General features: G+C 52.3%; 21 protein-coding genes. 1 reads left to right on the forward strand and 20 read right to left on the reverse strand.

What is annotated here, in order from left to right; all coding sequences use genetic code 11:
* Window positions 1–61 precede the first annotated feature (61 nt).
* Window positions 62–1009, forward strand: a complete 948-nt coding sequence (locus IM284_RS22330; RefSeq protein WP_142668889.1) for an ArdC family protein — start codon at window positions 62–64, stop codon at window positions 1007–1009.
* 193 nt (window positions 1010–1202) lie between these two features.
* Here the strand turns inward: IM284_RS22330 and mobC are convergent, their stop codons facing one another.
* From mobC to IM284_RS22430, 20 genes are all read right to left on the reverse strand, one after another.
* Complete coding sequence (gene mobC / locus IM284_RS22335; RefSeq protein WP_193055933.1) at window positions 1203–1949, reverse strand: MobC family replication-relaxation protein; 747 nt, start codon at window positions 1947–1949, stop codon at window positions 1203–1205.
* A gap of 9 nt (window positions 1950–1958) precedes the next feature.
* Entirely contained in the window at window positions 1959–3818 is a 1860-nt protein-coding gene (locus IM284_RS22340; protein WP_110195069.1) for a type IV secretory system conjugative DNA transfer family protein, read from the reverse strand.
* Window positions 3819–4566: 748 nt separating this feature from the next.
* The gene (locus IM284_RS22345; RefSeq protein WP_044612897.1) at window positions 4567–4872 is read right to left on the reverse strand and encodes a hypothetical protein; all 306 of its coding nucleotides are present in this window, start codon (window positions 4870–4872) and stop codon (window positions 4567–4569) included.
* An 18-nt stretch (window positions 4873–4890) separates the two neighbouring features.
* The gene (locus IM284_RS22350) at window positions 4891–5193 is read right to left on the reverse strand and encodes a TrbM/KikA/MpfK family conjugal transfer protein (RefSeq protein ID WP_044612898.1); all 303 of its coding nucleotides are present in this window, start codon (window positions 5191–5193) and stop codon (window positions 4891–4893) included.
* Between the two features lie 49 nt (window positions 5194–5242).
* Window positions 5243–6271, reverse strand: coding sequence for a P-type DNA transfer ATPase VirB11 (gene virB11 / locus IM284_RS22355; protein WP_044612899.1), 1029 nt, complete (start codon window positions 6269–6271; stop codon window positions 5243–5245).
* Window positions 6261–7565 carry a VirB10/TraB/TrbI family type IV secretion system protein gene (gene virB10 / locus IM284_RS22360; protein ID WP_044612900.1) on the reverse strand — a complete coding sequence of 435 codons (1305 nt, stop codon included), beginning with the start codon at window positions 7563–7565 and terminating at the stop codon, window positions 6261–6263. Before virB10 ends, virB11 begins: the two co-directional genes overlap by 11 nt.
* A complete protein-coding gene (gene virB9, locus IM284_RS22365; protein WP_032699262.1) occupies window positions 7562–8449 on the reverse strand; it encodes a P-type conjugative transfer protein VirB9 in 888 nt (295 codons plus the stop codon). The genes virB10 and virB9 overlap by 4 nt, the downstream gene beginning before the upstream one ends.
* On the reverse strand, window positions 8449–9132 hold the full coding sequence (locus IM284_RS22370) for a virB8 family protein (protein ID WP_044612901.1): 684 nt from the start codon (window positions 9130–9132) through the stop codon (window positions 8449–8451). The genes virB9 and IM284_RS22370 overlap by 1 nt, the downstream gene beginning before the upstream one ends.
* Window positions 9125–9265: a hypothetical protein gene (locus IM284_RS22375; RefSeq protein WP_015696803.1), complete on the reverse strand. Its 141-nt coding sequence runs from the start codon at window positions 9263–9265 to the stop codon at window positions 9125–9127. Before IM284_RS22375 ends, IM284_RS22370 begins: the two co-directional genes overlap by 8 nt.
* An 89-nt stretch (window positions 9266–9354) precedes the next feature.
* Window positions 9355–10386: a type IV secretion system protein gene (locus tag IM284_RS22380; protein ID WP_193055934.1), complete on the reverse strand. Its 1032-nt coding sequence runs from the start codon at window positions 10384–10386 to the stop codon at window positions 9355–9357.
* A gap of 73 nt (window positions 10387–10459) precedes the next feature.
* Window positions 10460–10735 (reverse strand): EexN family lipoprotein, encoded by a 276-nt coding sequence (locus tag IM284_RS22385; RefSeq protein WP_072122307.1) that lies wholly within the window; start codon window positions 10733–10735, stop codon window positions 10460–10462.
* A gap of 10 nt (window positions 10736–10745) precedes the next feature.
* Window positions 10746–11465 carry a type IV secretion system protein gene (locus tag IM284_RS22390; RefSeq protein ID WP_044613678.1) on the reverse strand — a complete coding sequence of 240 codons (720 nt, stop codon included), beginning with the start codon at window positions 11463–11465 and terminating at the stop codon, window positions 10746–10748.
* Between the two features lie 23 nt (window positions 11466–11488).
* Window positions 11489–14236 (reverse strand): VirB3 family type IV secretion system protein, encoded by a 2748-nt coding sequence (locus tag IM284_RS22395; RefSeq protein WP_193055935.1) that lies wholly within the window; start codon window positions 14234–14236, stop codon window positions 11489–11491.
* Between the two features lie 11 nt (window positions 14237–14247).
* Entirely contained in the window at window positions 14248–14526 is a 279-nt protein-coding gene (locus IM284_RS22400; RefSeq protein WP_032699349.1) for a TrbC/VirB2 family protein, read from the reverse strand.
* Window positions 14507–15172 (reverse strand): lytic transglycosylase domain-containing protein, encoded by a 666-nt coding sequence (locus IM284_RS22405; RefSeq protein ID WP_044613676.1) that lies wholly within the window; start codon window positions 15170–15172, stop codon window positions 14507–14509. Before IM284_RS22405 ends, IM284_RS22400 begins: the two co-directional genes overlap by 20 nt.
* A 76-nt stretch (window positions 15173–15248) precedes the next feature.
* Complete coding sequence (locus IM284_RS22410) at window positions 15249–15470, reverse strand: hypothetical protein (RefSeq protein WP_044613675.1); 222 nt, start codon at window positions 15468–15470, stop codon at window positions 15249–15251.
* A gap of 395 nt (window positions 15471–15865) precedes the next feature.
* Window positions 15866–16075 carry a TraR/DksA family transcriptional regulator gene (locus tag IM284_RS22415; RefSeq protein WP_044613674.1) on the reverse strand — a complete coding sequence of 70 codons (210 nt, stop codon included), beginning with the start codon at window positions 16073–16075 and terminating at the stop codon, window positions 15866–15868.
* The gene (locus IM284_RS22420) at window positions 16065–16652 is read right to left on the reverse strand and encodes a DUF2857 domain-containing protein (protein ID WP_044613673.1); all 588 of its coding nucleotides are present in this window, start codon (window positions 16650–16652) and stop codon (window positions 16065–16067) included. Before IM284_RS22420 ends, IM284_RS22415 begins: the two co-directional genes overlap by 11 nt.
* 14 nt (window positions 16653–16666) lie before the next feature.
* Window positions 16667–16861 carry an AlpA family transcriptional regulator gene (locus tag IM284_RS22425; RefSeq protein WP_032699280.1) on the reverse strand — a complete coding sequence of 65 codons (195 nt, stop codon included), beginning with the start codon at window positions 16859–16861 and terminating at the stop codon, window positions 16667–16669.
* 301 nt (window positions 16862–17162) lie between these two features.
* Window positions 17163–17867 carry a hypothetical protein gene (locus tag IM284_RS22430; protein WP_370552125.1) on the reverse strand — a complete coding sequence of 235 codons (705 nt, stop codon included), beginning with the start codon at window positions 17865–17867 and terminating at the stop codon, window positions 17163–17165.
* Window positions 17868–17921 lie beyond the last annotated feature (54 nt).

Below are 17921 nucleotides of genomic sequence, written 5' to 3' on the forward strand. Positions count from 1 at the left end.
CGGGAAAGCGAACCGTCAGGCGATACGAAGACGAAAATCACACACTGACGGAGAAAAAAACATGACGATTTCCCTGCATACCTCCCGGACGAGCGCCCCTAACACCGCAGCGGCGACCAGCGTATCCCCGCTGGACCCGTCAGGCTCCTCAAAAACGAAATTTTCTAAAACCAGAACCGACATTTACCAGACTGTTACTGACAACATCATTACAGCGCTGGAAGCCGGTGTAAAACCGTGGTCCTGCCCGTGGCAGCGTGTAGATGGCATGTCTGGTCTACCTTCCAATTACGCCACTGGTGCGGCTTATAGTGGCATGAATATCATGTTGCTGTGGTGCAGCGCATCTAAACAGAGTTTCAGCGATTACCGCTGGATGACCTACAAACAGGCACAGGCAGCAGGTGGACAGGTTCGTAAGGGTGAACGTGGCACAACAGCCATTTTCTACACCACACTCGAAAAGGAAAACGACGCCGGAGACGTTGAACATATCCCGATGCTGAAAACCTTTACCGTATTTAACGTTCAGCAAATCGACGGTTTGCCCCTGACAACTGAAACGGGCAGTCCGGAAGCAACCTTTGACTCGTTGCCCGAGGCTGAAAACCTGTTCAGGAAGAGCGGCGCAAAAATCATTGAGAAAGGACAAAACGCCTTTTTCAGCCCATCAACTGATGAAGTCTGGTTACCGGAGCGCCATCTATTCGCTGATGCGGCTAACTTCTACGCTACCGGTCTGCATGAGCTTGTCCACTGGAGTGGTGGCAAAAAACGCCTGAACCGTGAAATGAAAGGGAAGTTTGGCAGTGCGGATTATGCAGAGGAAGAACTGGTGGCGGAGCTGGGAAGTGCCTTTCTGATGGCGGATCTGGGGATTGATGGCGAAGTACAACATGAAAGCTATATTGCTTCCTGGCTGAAAGCGCTGAAAAACGACAAGCGCTATATTTTCAAAGCGGCCAGCGCCGCCTCTAAAGCGCATTGTTATCTGATGAATAAACTCTGAGTCCGGAGCCGGACAACCGCAAGGGAGTGCGGTTACATGGTTTTTAACCGGCAACGCTGCAAGGCGCAGACTGAGGCGGAACGCAGCACCGCGAGTACCGAACAGTCTGCGCCTCGCAGTGGAATAAAAAATTTCCGGCCTGGCGGTATCGCCGCCAGCCCGGTGAGGCCATCACGATGGCCTGAGTCAAAGCTTACGTATAACTGTCTAATGACAGGCGCTTCAGTTCATCAAGGGTATAAATGCGAAATACCCGGCGGTGACGTTCTTCCAGCGGGACGTGCTGATGGTTGATGATGACATGTTTGATGCTGTCAAACAGCAGTTCAAGTGCCCGTTTTTTCTGTGGGTCAGGCACAACATAAAAAACGTAAATCCACTGCTTGCGGGTACGGGCCAGCAGGTGGCTGGCAATAATCGACTGGTAGCGGGCTTTTTTTTTCATGAGGCGCTCGGTTTCAATGTCAATAACGTTATCGTCGGGCAGCGTCAGTAATCCGTCCGGGCGATGTTTTACCTGATACTGGCTGAGAAAGGTGGCCCGGTCGCCGTTAATCCATCCCGAAGCGCCTTTCTTCTCCAGAATAAGCCTGGCGGCCTGATTATCAAGATGGTGCTCCAGCGTCCAGCCGGTGATTTTTGATGGTTCAAACCGCGCAGGAAAGATTTTATCATTCGGGGTTAACACCACCGCTAGCCCGTCGCTGGTGATCCCCCATAATGAAATCTTGATTGTCCGTGATTCAAGCATATGCTTCTGGATTAACCCCATTCGCTCCGTTTTTGCCAACAGCGAATAAAGCGACTTATGATCCCGGAAACCAAATAACAGCATCAGCGTTTTAAAATCACTGTAAGTTTCTTCTTTCAGGAAGTTCAGCAGTTGTTTTATTTTTTCGTTGTTACGCGTCTGGCGCTCGTGAAAGGACGAAATCAGCATAACCGCTCCTTAAAAATCCTGCGGGGACAGGTGTTCTTCATCATCAGGTTTCGGCTTTACCGGTTTTACTTCTATTTCGTCGAAGAAAAGAGCCGGGTGCGTTGTCATCACATCCCGCATGGCTGGTTTATCATCCTCGCCAAAATCCAGCATGATCTTCACCGGGGCTGCCCCTGCGGCAATATCAGGGGAAACCGAAAAGATTTTTAGCTGACGCTTTCTGACCTTTATCGGCGAGATCAGTGAAGCAGAAGGTAGCGTTTTTGTCGTAAAGATAAAGCTGACAAAATCGGGCAGGTTCAGGATCATATTGCTGTCAATAAAGAAACGTTCGGCTTGGCGGATTGTGCGCTCACTGTCGATGGTTTCCGTCAGCATATTATCCGTCTTAGCCTTACGGAGTTCGTCATCCACCAGAATCGTGCCTGACATTCTTGCCACCCATTCCGCTGTATCCGGGTCCATAACCCGGTATACCAGCTTGAATTTTGCATTTTCTACCACAGCGCCGACAACTGCGTCACCTTTCAAATCTGCCGGGCAGTCTTTTAAATCGGCGATGGACTGGTGGTCCATAATAATATGCACACCTTTATCCCGCGCCGCACCTAGACCTTCCAGCGCTGGTCTGGATAAATGGTATTTCAGTTCGGAAAGATAAACAGCAATGGGGCGGGGGACGTCTGTTACACGGTCGCGCCTTTCTGCTAACTGGTAAAGGCGAACCAGCAGCATCCGCTGTGCGGTTATAATTTTGCTGTTTCGCATGGAACCGACAACATAACAGCAACCACCTTCATCAAATATTTTCCTGAGTGAAAAACCTTTCGGTGAATTAACGGCATTGAGTAATGCCAGTTCCTCAATCTTGCCGAAAAATGCTTTGATTCTTTCAGCAATACCCTGAACATAATCACCGTTATAAACATCCCGGAGTGTTGCCGATGGATTATCGCTGACAAAATGCGCGGCGATACGCGCGGCTTTTCGGTCATCAATGCGATAAAAGTCAGATTCCTGTCCTTTTTCCGCAAGGCTGAACCCTGCAACAAACAGTTCTTCCAGTTCATCGGGCGTAATATCTTCAATCAGGTTTAACTGGTATTGCTGTTTTCGCAGGTCAATTAAGGCAAAAGGCTTGCCTGCATCCTCACAGGCTTTGCGGTAAAGGTGTGGAGCCCATTCATCATCCTTGGGGTCCATAACAAAGACACCTTCACCGGCCAGAATGCTCTGGTAGAGCAATATCCCAGCTGCGACCCCTTTACCGGCTCCGGTGGTGCCAATAATGTCCGCGTGTTGTTTCTGCCAGTCCTTTAACGGGAGATACATCGGTTCATTCTCCCTGTCCATGCCAGTAAAGATTCCTTTATTCAGGTCGATATAATCCAGTGGGTTATAATGCAGAGTTTCCGGTAGCAGGGATTTCACGGTTCGGACATCAGTACGTAATTCCCGTTCAAGGGTGGTCTTTTTAACAAGGCGTTTCTTAATTCTATCCAGTTCCGGCGTGAATACCCGACGAAGCATAATATGAAAAATAATCCCGGTTACAGTGAATACAATCCGTACTGACCAGGCCAGTACTGTATTATCACTGGTGAGTTTTATTTTATACAGCCACTGAAAGGATCCGATAACTATCGGGGCCAGTGTGCCATAGAGAAAACACAGCAGGGAAAAAGCAATAATCAGCTTTTTCCAGAGCGGCGCTTTCTGCCGTTCATCGCTTTTCATCGACGCAAAAAACGGCATCGTCAGCCCCGCTAATAACGCCAGTATCAGTTGTTGCTGTTGTACAAAAGCGAGCAGCGCCAGCATCCCGTTCACTATCGGCGACAGTGAAGCGGCAAGCTTATTTAAAATCATCGTGCCTCCTTCGTCAGCTATTCGCCCCATGACATCTCCCCGTCAATTCGCCCCACGGTGTCGGGCGAAAAGGCGGGGCGAGTGTATGGGGTAAAGAAGGTGGCCGCTGTGCGACCATGTGCAGGAAAGCATGCTTCCCTGCACCAAACGGCGTGCGCCAGTACATGCGGGCTGGACGCCCTTATTGCCTGTCGCATGGGGGTAATGTCGTGGCTGGACGCCGCGTCAAAACCCCCGAGGTCAAAGGCGGCACACCGTCGCACGCTACGCGCGACCACCCCCTTTAAGACGGTCGCTTTCGCCTTTTTCTTCCCTTTGCTCGTGCCTCGCAGCGGGAATAAAAGGGAAGCTGACCTTTAAAGAGGGTGGTCGCGCCACGCTACCGGCTTTTGGCCGGAGACTTAGCCGCGACGGTGTGCGGGGCTGTGCCCCCCAAATAAATCGCTGTCGTGGGCGACAGCTTTTCGCTCGCTGGGGCGGCGAAATTTATTCGGCTCCCCCCGGCCGGCAAAATCCGCGTGGGCGCGGCTGTTTGCCGGTGAGGCGCGGTGCCTGAACTATTTTCGCTCCTTAACCCGCGAAAATAATTCTGTCCGCTGCCTCATTTTTACGGCCCGCATTTCTTCACTCCTTAATTCGCGAAAAATGTGCTAGACCGTAAAAACCTGAAAACCGCCACGCCTTAAGCCTGATTCGGCTGAAATATTCCGCTGTCGTTTGAGAACTGAGAATAAAATAATAGCAGGGGTTAATATTGGTTCTCGCGGATTTCCCTGATGATGTCGGAATAACACTGACGACTTTCTTTAATGCTGGTTTCATCAAGCGTAAACCCTCGACGGTTAGCTTCTTCTGTCAGCGTTATTCTGTCGGTGCCGTTCAGCGTTTGCAGTAATTGCAATAACCGGCATATAACCCGGTAGTGATATATTTCATAATAAAGGCCGCATCCGTGCATCGACTCATTTTCAATGTGCTCAATAACACAGGCTGCGCGCATGGAATCTCCGCGCTGATGTGTCCAGGGATGCTGAATAAAACCCGGTTTCGTCATAAAGATAACCTCCGCTAATTAACCACGAATGCGGCCAAATTTATTGATAATCTGGCTGATAATGGCGGGGTCTGCCGAATCACATTCAAGTAAAAACGATTTTCTGGCATCGGCAGTATGGTCCGGCAGAAAACCGTGCCTGTTCTTTTTGACTATGTTAAAGAATGCTCGTTCGGCCGAATGGCATTCATTGCCGCCGCCGTTCCCGGTGGCTTTACCGTACATGCATAACACCACTTCACAGGCGTCAGCGGCCATGACGGAGGTGGAATATGACGCCATAGCGCTGAGTAATAAAGCGGAGGATATTACTTTTTTCATTTCGGTCACCTTCACATTTAAACAAGGGTAGCGTATTTGGATATGTTATTTACTGGAGTCCTTTGCTGAATACACCTCTCATGTCATTGAGATGAAGGGGTTTAAAATAAACATCACTCATCCGGCGTATGTCACCGTGAATATCAATGCTGACTATCACATCAATGCTCTTAAGCAACTTGCGTAACAGCACTTCGAAAGGCATGTTTCGGCAGTCGGGGTTTTCATAGCAGCGGTCAATTAACCCTTCGATACATTCTTCCGGGCTGCCCGCATGCAGGGAGGTTATCAATCCCTCATGCCCTGAACCGACGATTTTCAGGGCATCCCAGGCTTCCCGACCGCGAATTTCAGCCAGTAATATCCGGTCAGGGTTCATACGATAATTGGCGCGTATCAGTCTGCCGGGCGTGATAATGGCATTATCCCCGGCGTCCGCTGGATAAAAGAGATGGACATAATTGGTGTGGTGATAGAGCCGGATTTCGGGATTATCCTCAATGGTGGTCAGCCTGAGGTGCCGGGGAATCGAGTGCAGCAGCGTTTTCATATAGGTGGTTTTACCGGACCCGGTTTCACCGACGATAAAAATCGTCTTGCCGTATTCCACCGCTTTTTCCATAAAGCGGGGAATATCCTCACTCTGATAGTAGCGGGTCAGTTCAACATCTTTGCCTTCCGTTCGCTCCCTACCGGTCACCCGGTTATAAAATCCCGCATCAATCCATGACTGATGCGTTTTCTGCCCGAATGAGGGTTTGCGCAGGGTAATAGACACGGTATTACGCTCACAGGCCGGGGGAATAATGGCCTGAATGCGCTCGCCTGATTCAAGCGTGGCGGAAAGGATCGGCGAGGTGTCGTCGATATTATCGTCCTGCCACGACGCCAGCGCTCTGGCAAAGGCGTAACACTGGCGCAGCGTAATGGGGGCTTCATGTCTTCGCCATTTCCCCCGAATTTTGGTATGCAGTTCACCCGGCCGGTTAACGGCAATTTCCGTCAGGCCGTCCTGCGCAATAAACTCACCAAACAGCTGTTTTTTCATAAAATCCAGCGACAGGTTTTCAGCGTTCATACCACCTCTTTTTCAGTCGTAGCTGCCAGACGGATGAGAAATCAATGTCGGTGCCGGTCATGATCCCGATGACATCACCCTGATTCAGGTAAAGGGTGGGCGGGATATTGATGCTGTTGTCCAGCGTCGTTTTCGCCATTTCCGCCGTGGCGGCGCGGGTGTTTTCGGTGTAGTCGGTATTGCGGTCTTTCCCCGGGGCAGCATCCGACGCCGCCGCAGCCACGTCCTGCACGGTACTGAGCATCAGGGCATTGCCGAAGCGCTCCCAGAAGTGATTGTCGATCCAACCTGAGATCCCCGCCTCGCCGAGCGGGCCGCTGGCCTGCGTATCAGTTAGCGGGATTTGCAGGCTGCCGGGCTCAGGCGTACGCAGCTCCGTCCACAGCACAAACATCCTGCTGCGTCCGTGTTGCAGCGCCCCGGTGCGGTAGATGCCACGGGCGACCGTTCCCGCCGGGATCAGCGTCACATGGTTGCTGGCGCTGTAAACATCTTCACTGACCAGGCAGGAAATATGCCCCGCGACATCGGACACGAAGCGCCACATCATCGAACACGGGATATAGCGGTCCACCGGGATATAGAGATCAGGATCGAGGCCCAGCCGTCTGACGCCGGTGACACGGGCGACGCCCGGATTGTCGTTATTACCCGTTTCCGGCGAGGCAGTCTCCGGGCAGCGCAGGCGGCCATCTTTACCTCTGGTCAGTACTGACGGACAGGATGTGTACGTCGTGGATGATGACGGACTGTTGGACGTTTCTGCGTTGCTACGCATTTCACCCGGGGACGTGCGTGCATTATCACCCGGCATTGTTCGGGCGTTGTTCAGCCCGTCAGCCAGTGCGGCTGCCTTGTTCAGAGCGGGTGGGGCTGGTGGCAGGGTGGGTGCGGGAGTGACGGCTTGGCGGGCAGGGTCTGTTTCGTCCTGTGTGTGCGGCCCGAACAGGCCAAACGGGTTACTGTCCATGCCCAGATTTTGACGCTCATGCAGCGTCTTCCCGGCGGAGGTCGGCGGCGAGGTGTCGGCTTCTTTCTCATTACCCTCTTTCAATGCACTGAAAAGATGATCGCCGCCGGATGCCAGGGCGATCACCAGCGCCAGACTCAGCAGGCTGACGGTCAGCGTGCGGCGACCGGATGCCTTACGAAAACGGGTCACTTCCGGCTGGCCGGGCGGTGTTCTTTGCTCCGGCTCCTGATACGCCATTGCCGCACGGGCGCGTTCGCGGGCTTCCGCTTCCCGCTCTGCGGTAGTTTTTTCCGGCTTGTCCGGGACAGGTTTATCGGTCATCTGGCCTCCAGCGTAACGGACGGTGAAACGGTGTCGCTGCGGGTTATCGCGATGCGCCCGAACCCGTCGTTTTCGATCCCTACCACTGAGGTGCCGTAACGCAACACCAGTTGTGGCGCTGCCGGCACCACCATCACAATGTAATTACCCTGCTTAACTGTCCGGGGCGTGAGCGCCTGCTCCCGTCCGTTAACCACCCGGAAAACAGACGGCAGGGTTTTGATGGGGGAAAAACCGATATAAGCAAAACGACCATCATCCCAGGCAAAATCCGGTGCGATGGAGGCCGAACCGGCGGCGACCCGTTTGGTGTAGCGCCAGTTGCGCGGCGTGCTGGCCTGTCCGAATGCCGCCGCTATCTGCTGCTTCTCCTGTCTTTCACGCTGCTGCGTCTGACGCTCGGCGCTGGCGGCGGCGGATTGCTGGCGAACCTCGGCCGGATAGTGGTAACGGATAACGAACGCCTGCGCGTGGGAATCGTGGTCCAGCACGTTCAGCTCCAGGCTGTAATCACGCTTTGAGGTCACCACGAAGAGGTTGGTCTTCCAGTCCTTTGCCGTGGGCAGGAACACCTGGCTGACGTTGTTGCCGCTGGCGTCCGTCACCGGCTGGGTTATGGGGTTCGGGCTGACGCCGACCCGGTTATCACTTTTCGTGACCGTCCAGCCTTTTGGAAAACCCGCTTGTGCATCAATCACAGTTTCATCGTCGTCAAACAGCAGCGTGGTGACGTAGCCGGGACGGGTATTCACCACGGTGGCGTTCTGGCTGTTATACGATACGTTCTGCATCCGGCTGTCATAGCCGCTGCCGCGCGGGGTGGCGGCGCTCCATGTCGCGCATGACACCATTAAGCCCGTCAGGAGCAGGATGTTTTTCAGCATCATTCGCTCCTCAGTTCTTTATCGCGCTGGTAGCTGGTGACGATAAAGCCCAGCGGGTTCACTTCCCGCTGGCTGTCCGTCAGTTGCTGATGCGGGACATAGCGGTAAGTGAGGCGGATATTCCAGAAGTCCGTTTTCACTGAATTATCAGAAATACGACGGAGGGTGCGCTTAATACGCAGTGTTGCCAGGTTATCGGGTCCGGTGGCAGGTGCATGCACATTAGAAATAATGTCGATATAGACGACATATTCGGCTTTATTAAAAATAACGTCCGGAGCCTGGTCGCCGTTAAACCTGTCCAGATAATCCCGGTTCACAGTGTCGCTGTTAAATAACTGTACGTCGTCGTAATCACGCTGGAGGGAGAAGTAATTATACCCTTCGCGAAGACTGACATAGTGTGCCGCCAGTGAGTGGGCCAGTGCTTTTTCAGACGCAATATCCCGCACTTTAAGGCGGGTCATATACTCATAACGACCGGTCTGTTTGTCCACCGACCACAATTCAATGTCAGTGGTTTTCAGCGGCAGCAGAATAATAATGGCTGCGACCGCCAGTGCAGCCAGAATCAGCCCGGCAGCGGCCACCCGCCAGGCAGTTTTGCGGGAGCGCTCTTCCTTTTCCAGCAGGATGGATTCAAAAGAGCGCGAGACATCGATGATGCGCTGAATATCAGACATGGTGAGTCAGCTCCTGAATTATGGCGGGGGAATTAACCGGCTGGGGATCGCCGGACACCGGTGGGAGGTCGCCCTGATGCTGCGCGCAGCCCGTAAGCGCGCACAGCACCAGAAGCAAGATGCTGAATTTCATGGAAGCCTCTTATCGGATAAATGCAGGAAGGCCTCACCGCTGGCAGAGGCCACGGCGTGACGGAGAAAAGAAATTAGCGGTCGGGAGGATTAACGATGACGCTGCTGATTCTGGCGTTTCATGCATTCAATGGCGGTGGCACGTTTCTGCCAGGTGCTCACGGTTTTGCCCGCCCCTGCGGCAATGAACCTGCCGGTTGTCGCTGCTGCGGCCATGCCACCTTTGGCGGTCAGTCGGCCCCCGGTCTTTATGCCGGGTTTGGAGACGTCGGCAGATTTGCTCGCCAGCCCGCTCAGTCCGCTCATAGCTGCACCCTGTAACACGGCCTGCACGGCGGCACCGCTCAGCGCAGTGGCTATTTTCGCTGAAAAATACACCAAGACGCCTGCGGCAATCCCGGCCAGCAAACATTGCGCCGCCAGGGTCACCATATTGCTTTCTGCAGACGTTGCTGTGGCGGCATCCAGTATTTTATTCAGGTAGTTGATGGCGATCCGGACAGACAGGGCAGAGAACATGATCGTTAAGATTGCGGTAAATAGTGTTTTCAGCCAGTTATCAAACATGGGTTTAAGAAAACCGTACAGCAGGCAGAAAATAAAGAGTGGGGCGGTGGTGGTCATTAACAGAATGGTGATTTCGGCGAGCAGGTTGACAAAGGTTGCAGCCAGTAACAGAACGATTGCACCGCCCCAGACCAGCACCTCGGCAAAGCCGCCATTCATTTTAACGTAGGTAGAAGTGTCCAAATTGAACAGCGTTTGCCCCAGCGCTTGTGCCTTTTCCCACACCGTGTCGAGCAGCGCCCAGACATTATCATCGCCACTGATGCCGTCCTTAAGCCCTTCAATGGCCGCAATGATGGCATCCAGCCAGCCATCGCGGTTTAAAACAAAGGTGGTGATCAGCAACATGCGGCCCACATCCCAGACAACATCTTCAACAGGTGTCTGGAGTTTGCCGCCAAGGGTCTGATACCCGCGATACGTAATAAATAGGGTAAAGGAACTGACGATAATCACACTGATTAGGGTGCCGTAGGTAGAAGACTGACCTTCTAACACGGCATTGAATCCATCCATGATGTTTTTGTCCATACCAACAAAAATACCACCGGACATGGTGCCTCTCATTAGTCAGGAACAGACAGGGGATAAAAACAGGGAAGTACCTCTGTTTTTGTTGGTGGGGATCTTACTGAGTGACGGATTTTCTTTTTTGGGCTTCCTGCTGAAACAGTGTCTCGAATTTTTCCCTGATGCCGGGTTTGCCTGTCTGGGCAAACATGAGTGCTGCCCGGTGCGCAAACTCGCAGTTGTCGCTTGCCTCACCATCCATGAGGCATTGCGTATAGACTTTATAGGTTTCATCGGGATGTTCTTTATACCAGGCTTCTGATTTCGTCTCTTTACAACCGGATAAGACGAGAATGCCTGACATGATGCATAAGGTTAATACGGGTTTTAACATGTTAACCTCCCTATAGAGAGTTCAGATCGGCAACGGGCGCAGTTAATTGCTGTTGCTCAAAGGCTTTCTGTTTTTGCTGTTCCAGCAGCGTTGTTCGCTGTTCAGCCTGTTTGACTGACATTTCCCACTGGCTGGTCAGCGCATTTAATTGTACGCTTTTGGCCGCGATGGCGTTAGCCAGGTCCTGCGACTCTTTCGAATCCTGCGCATTAGCAATACGGTCTGATAAATCTGATATATCGCCGAGCGTGCCCGTGATCTTGTTTTCAACCTCGGACGTATTTTCTATCGCTACGGCCTGATTCAGGATCATCTGTTTGCAGCTGTCCAGATAGCGTGGTGAAGCGCTGGACGGGTTACAGGTATCGAACGTTTTATATTTGTTATACAAGCTATTAAGTTCAGACGAATATGACCCGCTTTGGTTGCTCAGCAGGTCATCCAGTGAAATACCGTGCTGACGAAGATTATCAATATCGGTTTTCAGACTTTTGGCCTCGCGGAGAAATGCCTGAACGTCACGCACGCCCGTTGCCGTGGCTAATTGCTGCTTGTAGGCATCAAGTTCACTTCTGTAATGGGTAACGGTTTCCTGCCACTGCTGGAGTTTCTGGATCCACTGATTCATGGATTCGGTATTCTGTACGGCGTCGAATACCGGTATTCCGGCGCTCATCGCCTGGGTGGAAATAAACAGTGATAATGCCAGTATGGTATCTCTGAACCGCATTTTTATTACCTCCGTCATGAATATTACAGGGCTTGTTCAAGGAAGGCGGCTTTCCAGTCATCAGGCTGCATTCCTTCCAGATACAGGGTGTCGAACAGCTTCAGGTTGTCTTCGCTGCCGCTGAGCATTTTGGTAAGTTTCCCGAGGCCCGATAAATCCATTTTCGCCATCGCCACAAAAGGCCGGGTTTCACCCGCGCGTAACGGCGTTTTCAGGACCACCATAGATCGCTCACCCGGATCGAGGTTTCTGACGATGTCGTACACGCTTTCCGGCACTTTCATCTTTTCCACGTAATCCGCCCTGCTGGCCTTCGGGTTGGCGAGAAAAATCTGCGTGCTGCACTGCTCGATAATCGCCGGGGCAATCGGGTGCTTGACGATTTCGTCAGGCGACTGCGTGGCGGGGACGAAGATGCCGTTCAGTTTGCGGATCACTTTCAGCATATTGAGCGAGAAGCGGGAGAATTCGACATCGGCCAGCCATTTCCAGAACTCGTCCATGAACATCACCAGCCGGCGACCGTCCAGCAGGCTGGTGACGCGGTAAAGCAGATAAAACGTAATGGGGCCGCGAATGTCGTCATCATCGAGAAATTCCGTACCGTCGATACCAAAATTTTCGACGTCGCTGATATTGAAGGTGTCCTCCTCATTGTCGAATACCCAGCCGAACTCGCCGCCCTGCGCCCACTGTTTAAGGCGAATACGTAGCCCGTTGATGCGGGCGTCGGGGGTTGGCGGCTCCGGCAGGACTTCCAGCAGCCGGGTGATACCGAACTTGCGGTATTCCGGCGGGTAGTCGAGCATAATGGTATCTACGGCGGCACTGATCCGCTCCTCATCGCGCGGATCGAGCGGCTTGCCGTTGCGGCCGCACAGCATGCGCACCAGTCGTTTGATAAAGCTGATATTCCGCCGGGTCGGCGCAAGCTTAAACGGGTTAAACCCGGTGGGCGTGCCGGTGCGGATACGGAAGTAGCGTCCGCCCATCTGGCGTATCGCCATCTCCGCCGCCCGGTCCTTGTCGAAATACACGGTGGTTAGCTGCTTAAGGGGGGCTGATTCAGAGAACGTCGCCGGATTGCGGTACTTCTGCATTAGTTGCTGCATCATGGTCATCAGCATCGTTTTCCCTGAGCCGGTTTTACCGATAATCGCCGTATTACCCGGCGTTTTTTCGTTGAAGTCATCCCGCCCGCTCTGGCTGTCGTGCAGGTTCAGGTAATACCCGCCACTGCCAGGGGATTTGAGTATCGCGATGGCATCGCCCCAGGGATTGCCGTTTCGTTTATGAGGATGAAAATTGTGCAGGCTCGCCAGGTCGGCAAAGTTCTGGCTGCTGACGGCCACCAGACGGGGGCGCAACGTATACACCCCCGGCAGTTGCGCCAGGTACGCGGCGGGCAGCGACAGCGTGGACAGCGTCGTCATGATGCCGAGGTCGGCGAAGGGTTGCGCCAGCGCGTTGGTGTCCTTGACCACCTGGTCGGCGCTGTCTGAAGATACCAGCAGGGAAAAGTGGTATTTTCCGCAGGAGACATGCCCGGACTGGAGCAGGTCACGCAACACAATCAGCTCTTCGCGCTGTGAAATGGCGTCGTCATCTGCCGAAGTTAGGCGCTTTTCCGCCAGGCGAATATGCTTCTGCACCTCATCGCGGGCCATGCAGGTGAAGGACTGCGTCAGCACATACTCGCTTTCGGCATACAGCAGTGCGTCCAGCAGGCGGGTCGCGGTCTCCGGCGAGTAGTCTTTGATTTCCAGACTTCGAAAAAAGCGGGAGCCGCCGACGGTCTGGCACTCGGCGGTGTCGGTGGTAAAAAAGACATCCGGCGTGCTTAACGTTTCATAAAACGCCGCAGGCGTGACCGCCACCTTTTGCCACTGGCCGGTGAGCAGACGGTGGTAAAAGGACAACTGGGCGGAATATACCCGCCCGTTTTCTTCATACATCCCCAGCGGCGTCGTCGTATAGCGGGACAGCGTCGAAGCCAGCGCATCCCGGTGTTCCAGCATCACTTTCAGGGCATCATCCAGCGCCGCTTTGCGTTTACCGTACGGTTGCGCCTTCATGGCCTTTTTCCCCAGCGGAGAGAAGGGCGCGTAGCAGACGGTGAAAAACAGCCGGTGCCGCCAGAACGGCTTTTCGTTGATCGGCTGGTAATACCGCCGGGTCACTTCATCAGAAAAGGGAATACCTGAATTCGCGTCAAAGGCATCGTGGTATTTTTCCCGGATACGGTGAAGATAGAAAGTGACCGGCAGGCCTTCATATGAACGAATAACGTTATTGAGATGCGTCGCCATTAACGTCAGATGGTGTTCGTCCTCGCATTCAAAAATGGTGCCCTCCAGCTCCCAGCTGGCAACCAAATCACCCTGGCGGTTTCTGATGACGTACGGGTGAATATGGGAGGAATACGGAATGTATTTCTCCAGCGTAACGCGCTCGTTTAACTTCATTTTTTCAATAAACTCCGAGACGTCGACAGCGTCATAGCGATTTGCCAGCAGGGCATTGGCACCAAAATGTTTATTGGTGCCAAACCGGCCACGGGTTTTAAAGGCCAGCCAGAGCAGCCCGAAATAGTGAATATCGGTTCTGGCTTTTGCCTTCATCTCCAGCCAGGCGGGAATAAGCAGTAATACCAGGTAATAGCTGACATAAACCGCCAGCAGGACGATAGCCCCGCTGACCATCACGAACGGCACGAGGGGAATACCGGCTATGGCGGCAGGCCGCGTCAGCGCTTTGTTCAGCGTAGCCATCGTTACCTCCCTTATGACGCCCAGTAGGCACCGAAACCTGACGCACCGACGATAAGGATGGCGCCAATGATGACGTTGCGCATGTCGTGCAGGCTCTTGCCGTCAAACAAGACTTTGTATCCCACCCACATGGTGGCCAGCGTGATGGTGACGGCGGCCAGCCCGAGCAGGCCAGTGGAGGTGTTACTCAGCGTCTCATTGGCTTTATTAAATCCGCTGTCTGCTGCCAGCACCGGGCTTGCCATTAACAAGGAAGAGAGGGCGGGCCAGTCAGTCTGTTTTCGTTTCATCATTGTTCCTCCTGGGGTCGGGAATGGGTAACGCGCCGCGTATCAAGGCGTTGGGGTAGTGCAGGGATGTCAGAACTGGCGTGGCGTTATCGGTAAGCTCGCCACGCATGACGGCGGCGGGGTAACGGATTGTCGGCACGAGCTTTTCGGCGGGAAGTCGCTGCCGGTCTTCCCGCGTTGACGGCACGGCGTAGCCGATGCGCTGGATGTAGCTGGTCTGGTTAAACGCAGATTCCGGCTGTTGGCCGGTCGTGAAATTTCCTGAGTAGTAGCAACTGAGCGCACGTTTGAGGGAACCGCCGCGGCGGTAGCAGTCGGTGAGGATGTGCTCAAACACGGACAGGTTGGTACAGGGGTTAAGAAGGTCACGGGCGCTCGCGCGGTAATGACGGAAATTGGTGCTGGTGATTTGCATCAGCCCGACCGAATAGCGTCGGCCCTGTGCTGCCAACCGTCCGGTGAGGCTGACGGCCTCATCCCTGCTCGTGGGGAAATGTGAAATCACGCCTTTGCCACCGGGCAGAATTTCAGCGATGGCATACGGATTCAAACCGGATTCGACCCGCGCCACATCAAGTACCGTAGACGGGTGAATGCTGGGGGCGCACTGCATAGCCGCCGCCAGAAATACGGTGGTGGAAAGCATGATGGCCTCGGAATGATAAACCGGGCAACGCGTACCGCCATCAGACGGCACAGGGCCGGAAAAAGGGTAAGGGTGGTTAAACGGGATGAGTATCCTGTGTTGTGTCGCCGTCATCCCGGGGCTCAAGGAGCACCAGCTTTCCGGAAACGGCAATGCCGGGTGTCAGTACCACGTTCAGTCCGGGTTTATCGTGATGGGCGAAAGCGACGCCGACTTTCGTCCACCAGGTGTTTTTTTCACCCTGTGGGTCGGGCTGACTTTCCTGGGTGACAAATACGTGATAAATGGGTTTTCGCATGACGCCTCCTCTAATAAAAACAACAATGAGTTAAATGAATGTCACATCCCAATTCTGCATTCCGGTTTTAACGGGTCAGCGAGAACATTCAGCGGCACCCTGAATTGTGGTTTCGTGACAGCCCGAAACTTATTTTTAAAGAGCAGTACCCGACCCGGGGGAATTAACGTCCATTCGGGTAGCTATTATGTAATGAGGTTTTCAGGATCAGATATCCGGGGCGGTATATAAACTATAAATTCAAAGTTAAAATGAGAGAGATAAATTAGTGGTGGAGGGGGTAAGCTCTGCGAAAAATAAAAGTAAGTGAAATAGTTAATAAAGACGACTGTATATTCATAGTTAATGATAAAGACATGCAGGGGAAATATTCCTGCATGTCTTTATGACCATTATTAACGTGTTCGACGTTCAAGTTTTTTCTGGCATTCTGTGCAGGTGGTTATGCCCGGGAGTGCCTGCCGTCGCTTTTCAGGAATGGGCTTACCGCATAGACGACAATGGAATAATGATGGCGTAGACCCTGGCTTAAAACGACTCTGTTCAATCATATCCTCCAGTCGTTGCTCATTAAATTCCTGATCGCGGTCGATCTCATCTGGCATGTGCGGCCCTCCGGTCTGACGTCTCCTGTTCACAAAGTGCGATCCGCTTCCAAACGATGGTCAGTGACAACCCTTCGACTTTCGGCAGCAGGGTTTGCGTTACCTGCATCATGGCGGCCAGCGCATCGGCCGAGTCCAGGTTGGCCACCCGGCATTGTTGCCATTGCCGCCAGATGGCCGCATCCGTCTCTTCGTTCGGCTCTGGCGTCCGGCCATAAGGCACACGGACGCCCAGTAACCGGCGGCGAAGGCAAACTTCGTTGGAGGTGAGGCCAAAATATTTGTTGAGTAGCGCAATTGACCCGCCGAGCCGGATGGCATGATTGATACGTTGCTGCTGCAGAACCTCCTTACGGGATTTAGCCAGAAGCAGGTGTAATGCGTCGTGATGAACCGTCACAGCCAAAAACTGCGCAGACTCCCGACTGATGATAAACAGCTCGTCTAGTGATAATTGGTTGAGGGCATTCATTTCGTCGAAAGTGAATCCGAGCGATTCACAGTAGCGAATGTTGCCATCCTTCAATGCATGCAAGGCATCGGTTAAAACGGCGTAATTCAGTGACGGGATAATCATGGTGTTTTCTCCCTTCAGCTTATTGAGCGGCGGGCTAATTTAATATTGATCCATTCGTCAATTTCCGATTCGAGCCAGGCGACACTGGCTGGGCCAATCTTGATTGAGCGAGGGAAGGTGCCGTCTTTCATATACAGATAGATTTGAGAGCGCTTCAGGCCCGTTTTTTCTTCAACCTGTTTCAGACGTAATAACTGATGAGATGTCACGGTATTCTCCTGTGGCAGATGTTGCGCTAGCCGGGAGATAACACGACAACACAAAGTCGTGGTGCGGAGAAAGTTGATGAACCCGTATTACGGAAAATCCAATCCTTAATACGGGTTTTCATAGCGAAGGGCATCATCTTACTTTTGTGTTGGTAGGGAAGGGGGCGAGCCGCGCTCAAGCGCAGTTTTGAGCGTGTCGCCACTGAATCGATCGGTAATGCCTTCCTCTGATGCCCATTGCTCAAAAATGGATAGCAACTTGTAAGGTTTTCCTATCAACGGGCTGATAGTTTCATTATTTCTACAGGCAAGCCAAAATAGTCTTGATAGAGGGGATGATATGCGTGTGGAAGAGTCCGAGAGTGATTTTTTTTCCAGCCAGCCAGTTGACTATTTTATTTAACTCAGTTTGCCTGATAACAAAACATGCATCCTTCGGTAAGTTATAAATAGGTAAGTAGGCATCATTAAAACTTAAATCTATGTCATTTAATGAGATTCCATTGCGTAATGAAATTCTATTGTGAACTAGAAAGTTTTCCCCTGATAAGGAAACAGTGATGCCATAGTTATTGTTCCCTCTAAGTACAGGTGATGGTATTTTTAGATTGTGAGCAAGTAGGCATTGTATGAGAAAATATTCATATCCAAAAAGACTTGTATCAATGACGCCATGAGCAGTGTAAAAATATTTACCTTCGGTGCTGAAAGTTAAATTACTCTCGCTAAAAAAAACGATTTCATCCGACGTAATTTTGCCGTCAGGTAAATTATTATCTTTAGGTTTTAGCTTTAATTTATGGTTATAGGATTTTATTTTCCTCAAGGTGATTGGAGACTGAAAGTATATCGAAAGGAGGATTTTTCCCTGCAGAGCATATCGATAGATATCACTTTCTTGTATTTTTCTAATGCCGTTTTTCTTTGATGCTTTAACTGCTTCTTTGATAGTTAACCAGTCTGAGTTTACATTTTTATTCTTAAGAAAAGCGAGTCTGTCTGACATAACATATCTCCTTTTACATATCCGTGCTGATAAATATAATGCCCTCTCATAAGG

It is taken from the genome of Enterobacter cloacae complex sp. P12RS (assembly GCF_014895875.1).
GTDB lineage: Bacteria > Pseudomonadota > Gammaproteobacteria > Enterobacterales > Enterobacteriaceae > Enterobacter > Enterobacter bugandensis.

Coding starts and splice junctions, on each gene's coding strand:
- IM284_RS22330 (WP_142668889.1), top strand. CDS start 62: ATGACGATTTCCCTGCATACCTCCCGGACGAGCGCCCCTAACACCGCA.
- mobC (WP_193055933.1), bottom strand. CDS start 1,949: ATGCTGATTTCGTCCTTTCACGAGCGCCAGACGCGTAACAACGAAAAA.
- IM284_RS22340 (WP_110195069.1), bottom strand. CDS start 3,818: ATGATTTTAAATAAGCTTGCCGCTTCACTGTCGCCGATAGTGAACGGG.
- IM284_RS22345 (WP_044612897.1), bottom strand. CDS start 4,872: ATGACGAAACCGGGTTTTATTCAGCATCCCTGGACACATCAGCGCGGA.
- IM284_RS22350 (WP_044612898.1), bottom strand. CDS start 5,193: ATGAAAAAAGTAATATCCTCCGCTTTATTACTCAGCGCTATGGCGTCA.
- virB11 (WP_044612899.1), bottom strand. CDS start 6,271: ATGAACGCTGAAAACCTGTCGCTGGATTTTATGAAAAAACAGCTGTTT.
- virB10 (WP_044612900.1), bottom strand. CDS start 7,565: ATGACCGATAAACCTGTCCCGGACAAGCCGGAAAAAACTACCGCAGAG.
- virB9 (WP_032699262.1), bottom strand. CDS start 8,449: ATGCTGAAAAACATCCTGCTCCTGACGGGCTTAATGGTGTCATGCGCG.
- IM284_RS22370 (WP_044612901.1), bottom strand. CDS start 9,132: ATGTCTGATATTCAGCGCATCATCGATGTCTCGCGCTCTTTTGAATCC.
- IM284_RS22375 (WP_015696803.1), bottom strand. CDS start 9,265: ATGAAATTCAGCATCTTGCTTCTGGTGCTGTGCGCGCTTACGGGCTGC.
- IM284_RS22380 (WP_193055934.1), bottom strand. CDS start 10,386: ATGTCCGGTGGTATTTTTGTTGGTATGGACAAAAACATCATGGATGGA.
- IM284_RS22385 (WP_072122307.1), bottom strand. CDS start 10,735: ATGTTAAAACCCGTATTAACCTTATGCATCATGTCAGGCATTCTCGTC.
- IM284_RS22390 (WP_044613678.1), bottom strand. CDS start 11,465: ATGCGGTTCAGAGATACCATACTGGCATTATCACTGTTTATTTCCACC.
- IM284_RS22395 (WP_193055935.1), bottom strand. CDS start 14,236: ATGGCTACGCTGAACAAAGCGCTGACGCGGCCTGCCGCCATAGCCGGT.
- IM284_RS22400 (WP_032699349.1), bottom strand. CDS start 14,526: ATGAAACGAAAACAGACTGACTGGCCCGCCCTCTCTTCCTTGTTAATG.
- IM284_RS22405 (WP_044613676.1), bottom strand. CDS start 15,172: ATGCTTTCCACCACCGTATTTCTGGCGGCGGCTATGCAGTGCGCCCCC.
- IM284_RS22410 (WP_044613675.1), bottom strand. CDS start 15,470: ATGCGAAAACCCATTTATCACGTATTTGTCACCCAGGAAAGTCAGCCC.
- IM284_RS22415 (WP_044613674.1), bottom strand. CDS start 16,075: ATGCCAGATGAGATCGACCGCGATCAGGAATTTAATGAGCAACGACTG.
- IM284_RS22420 (WP_044613673.1), bottom strand. CDS start 16,652: ATGATTATCCCGTCACTGAATTACGCCGTTTTAACCGATGCCTTGCAT.
- IM284_RS22430 (WP_370552125.1), bottom strand. CDS start 17,867: ATGTCAGACAGACTCGCTTTTCTTAAGAATAAAAATGTAAACTCAGAC.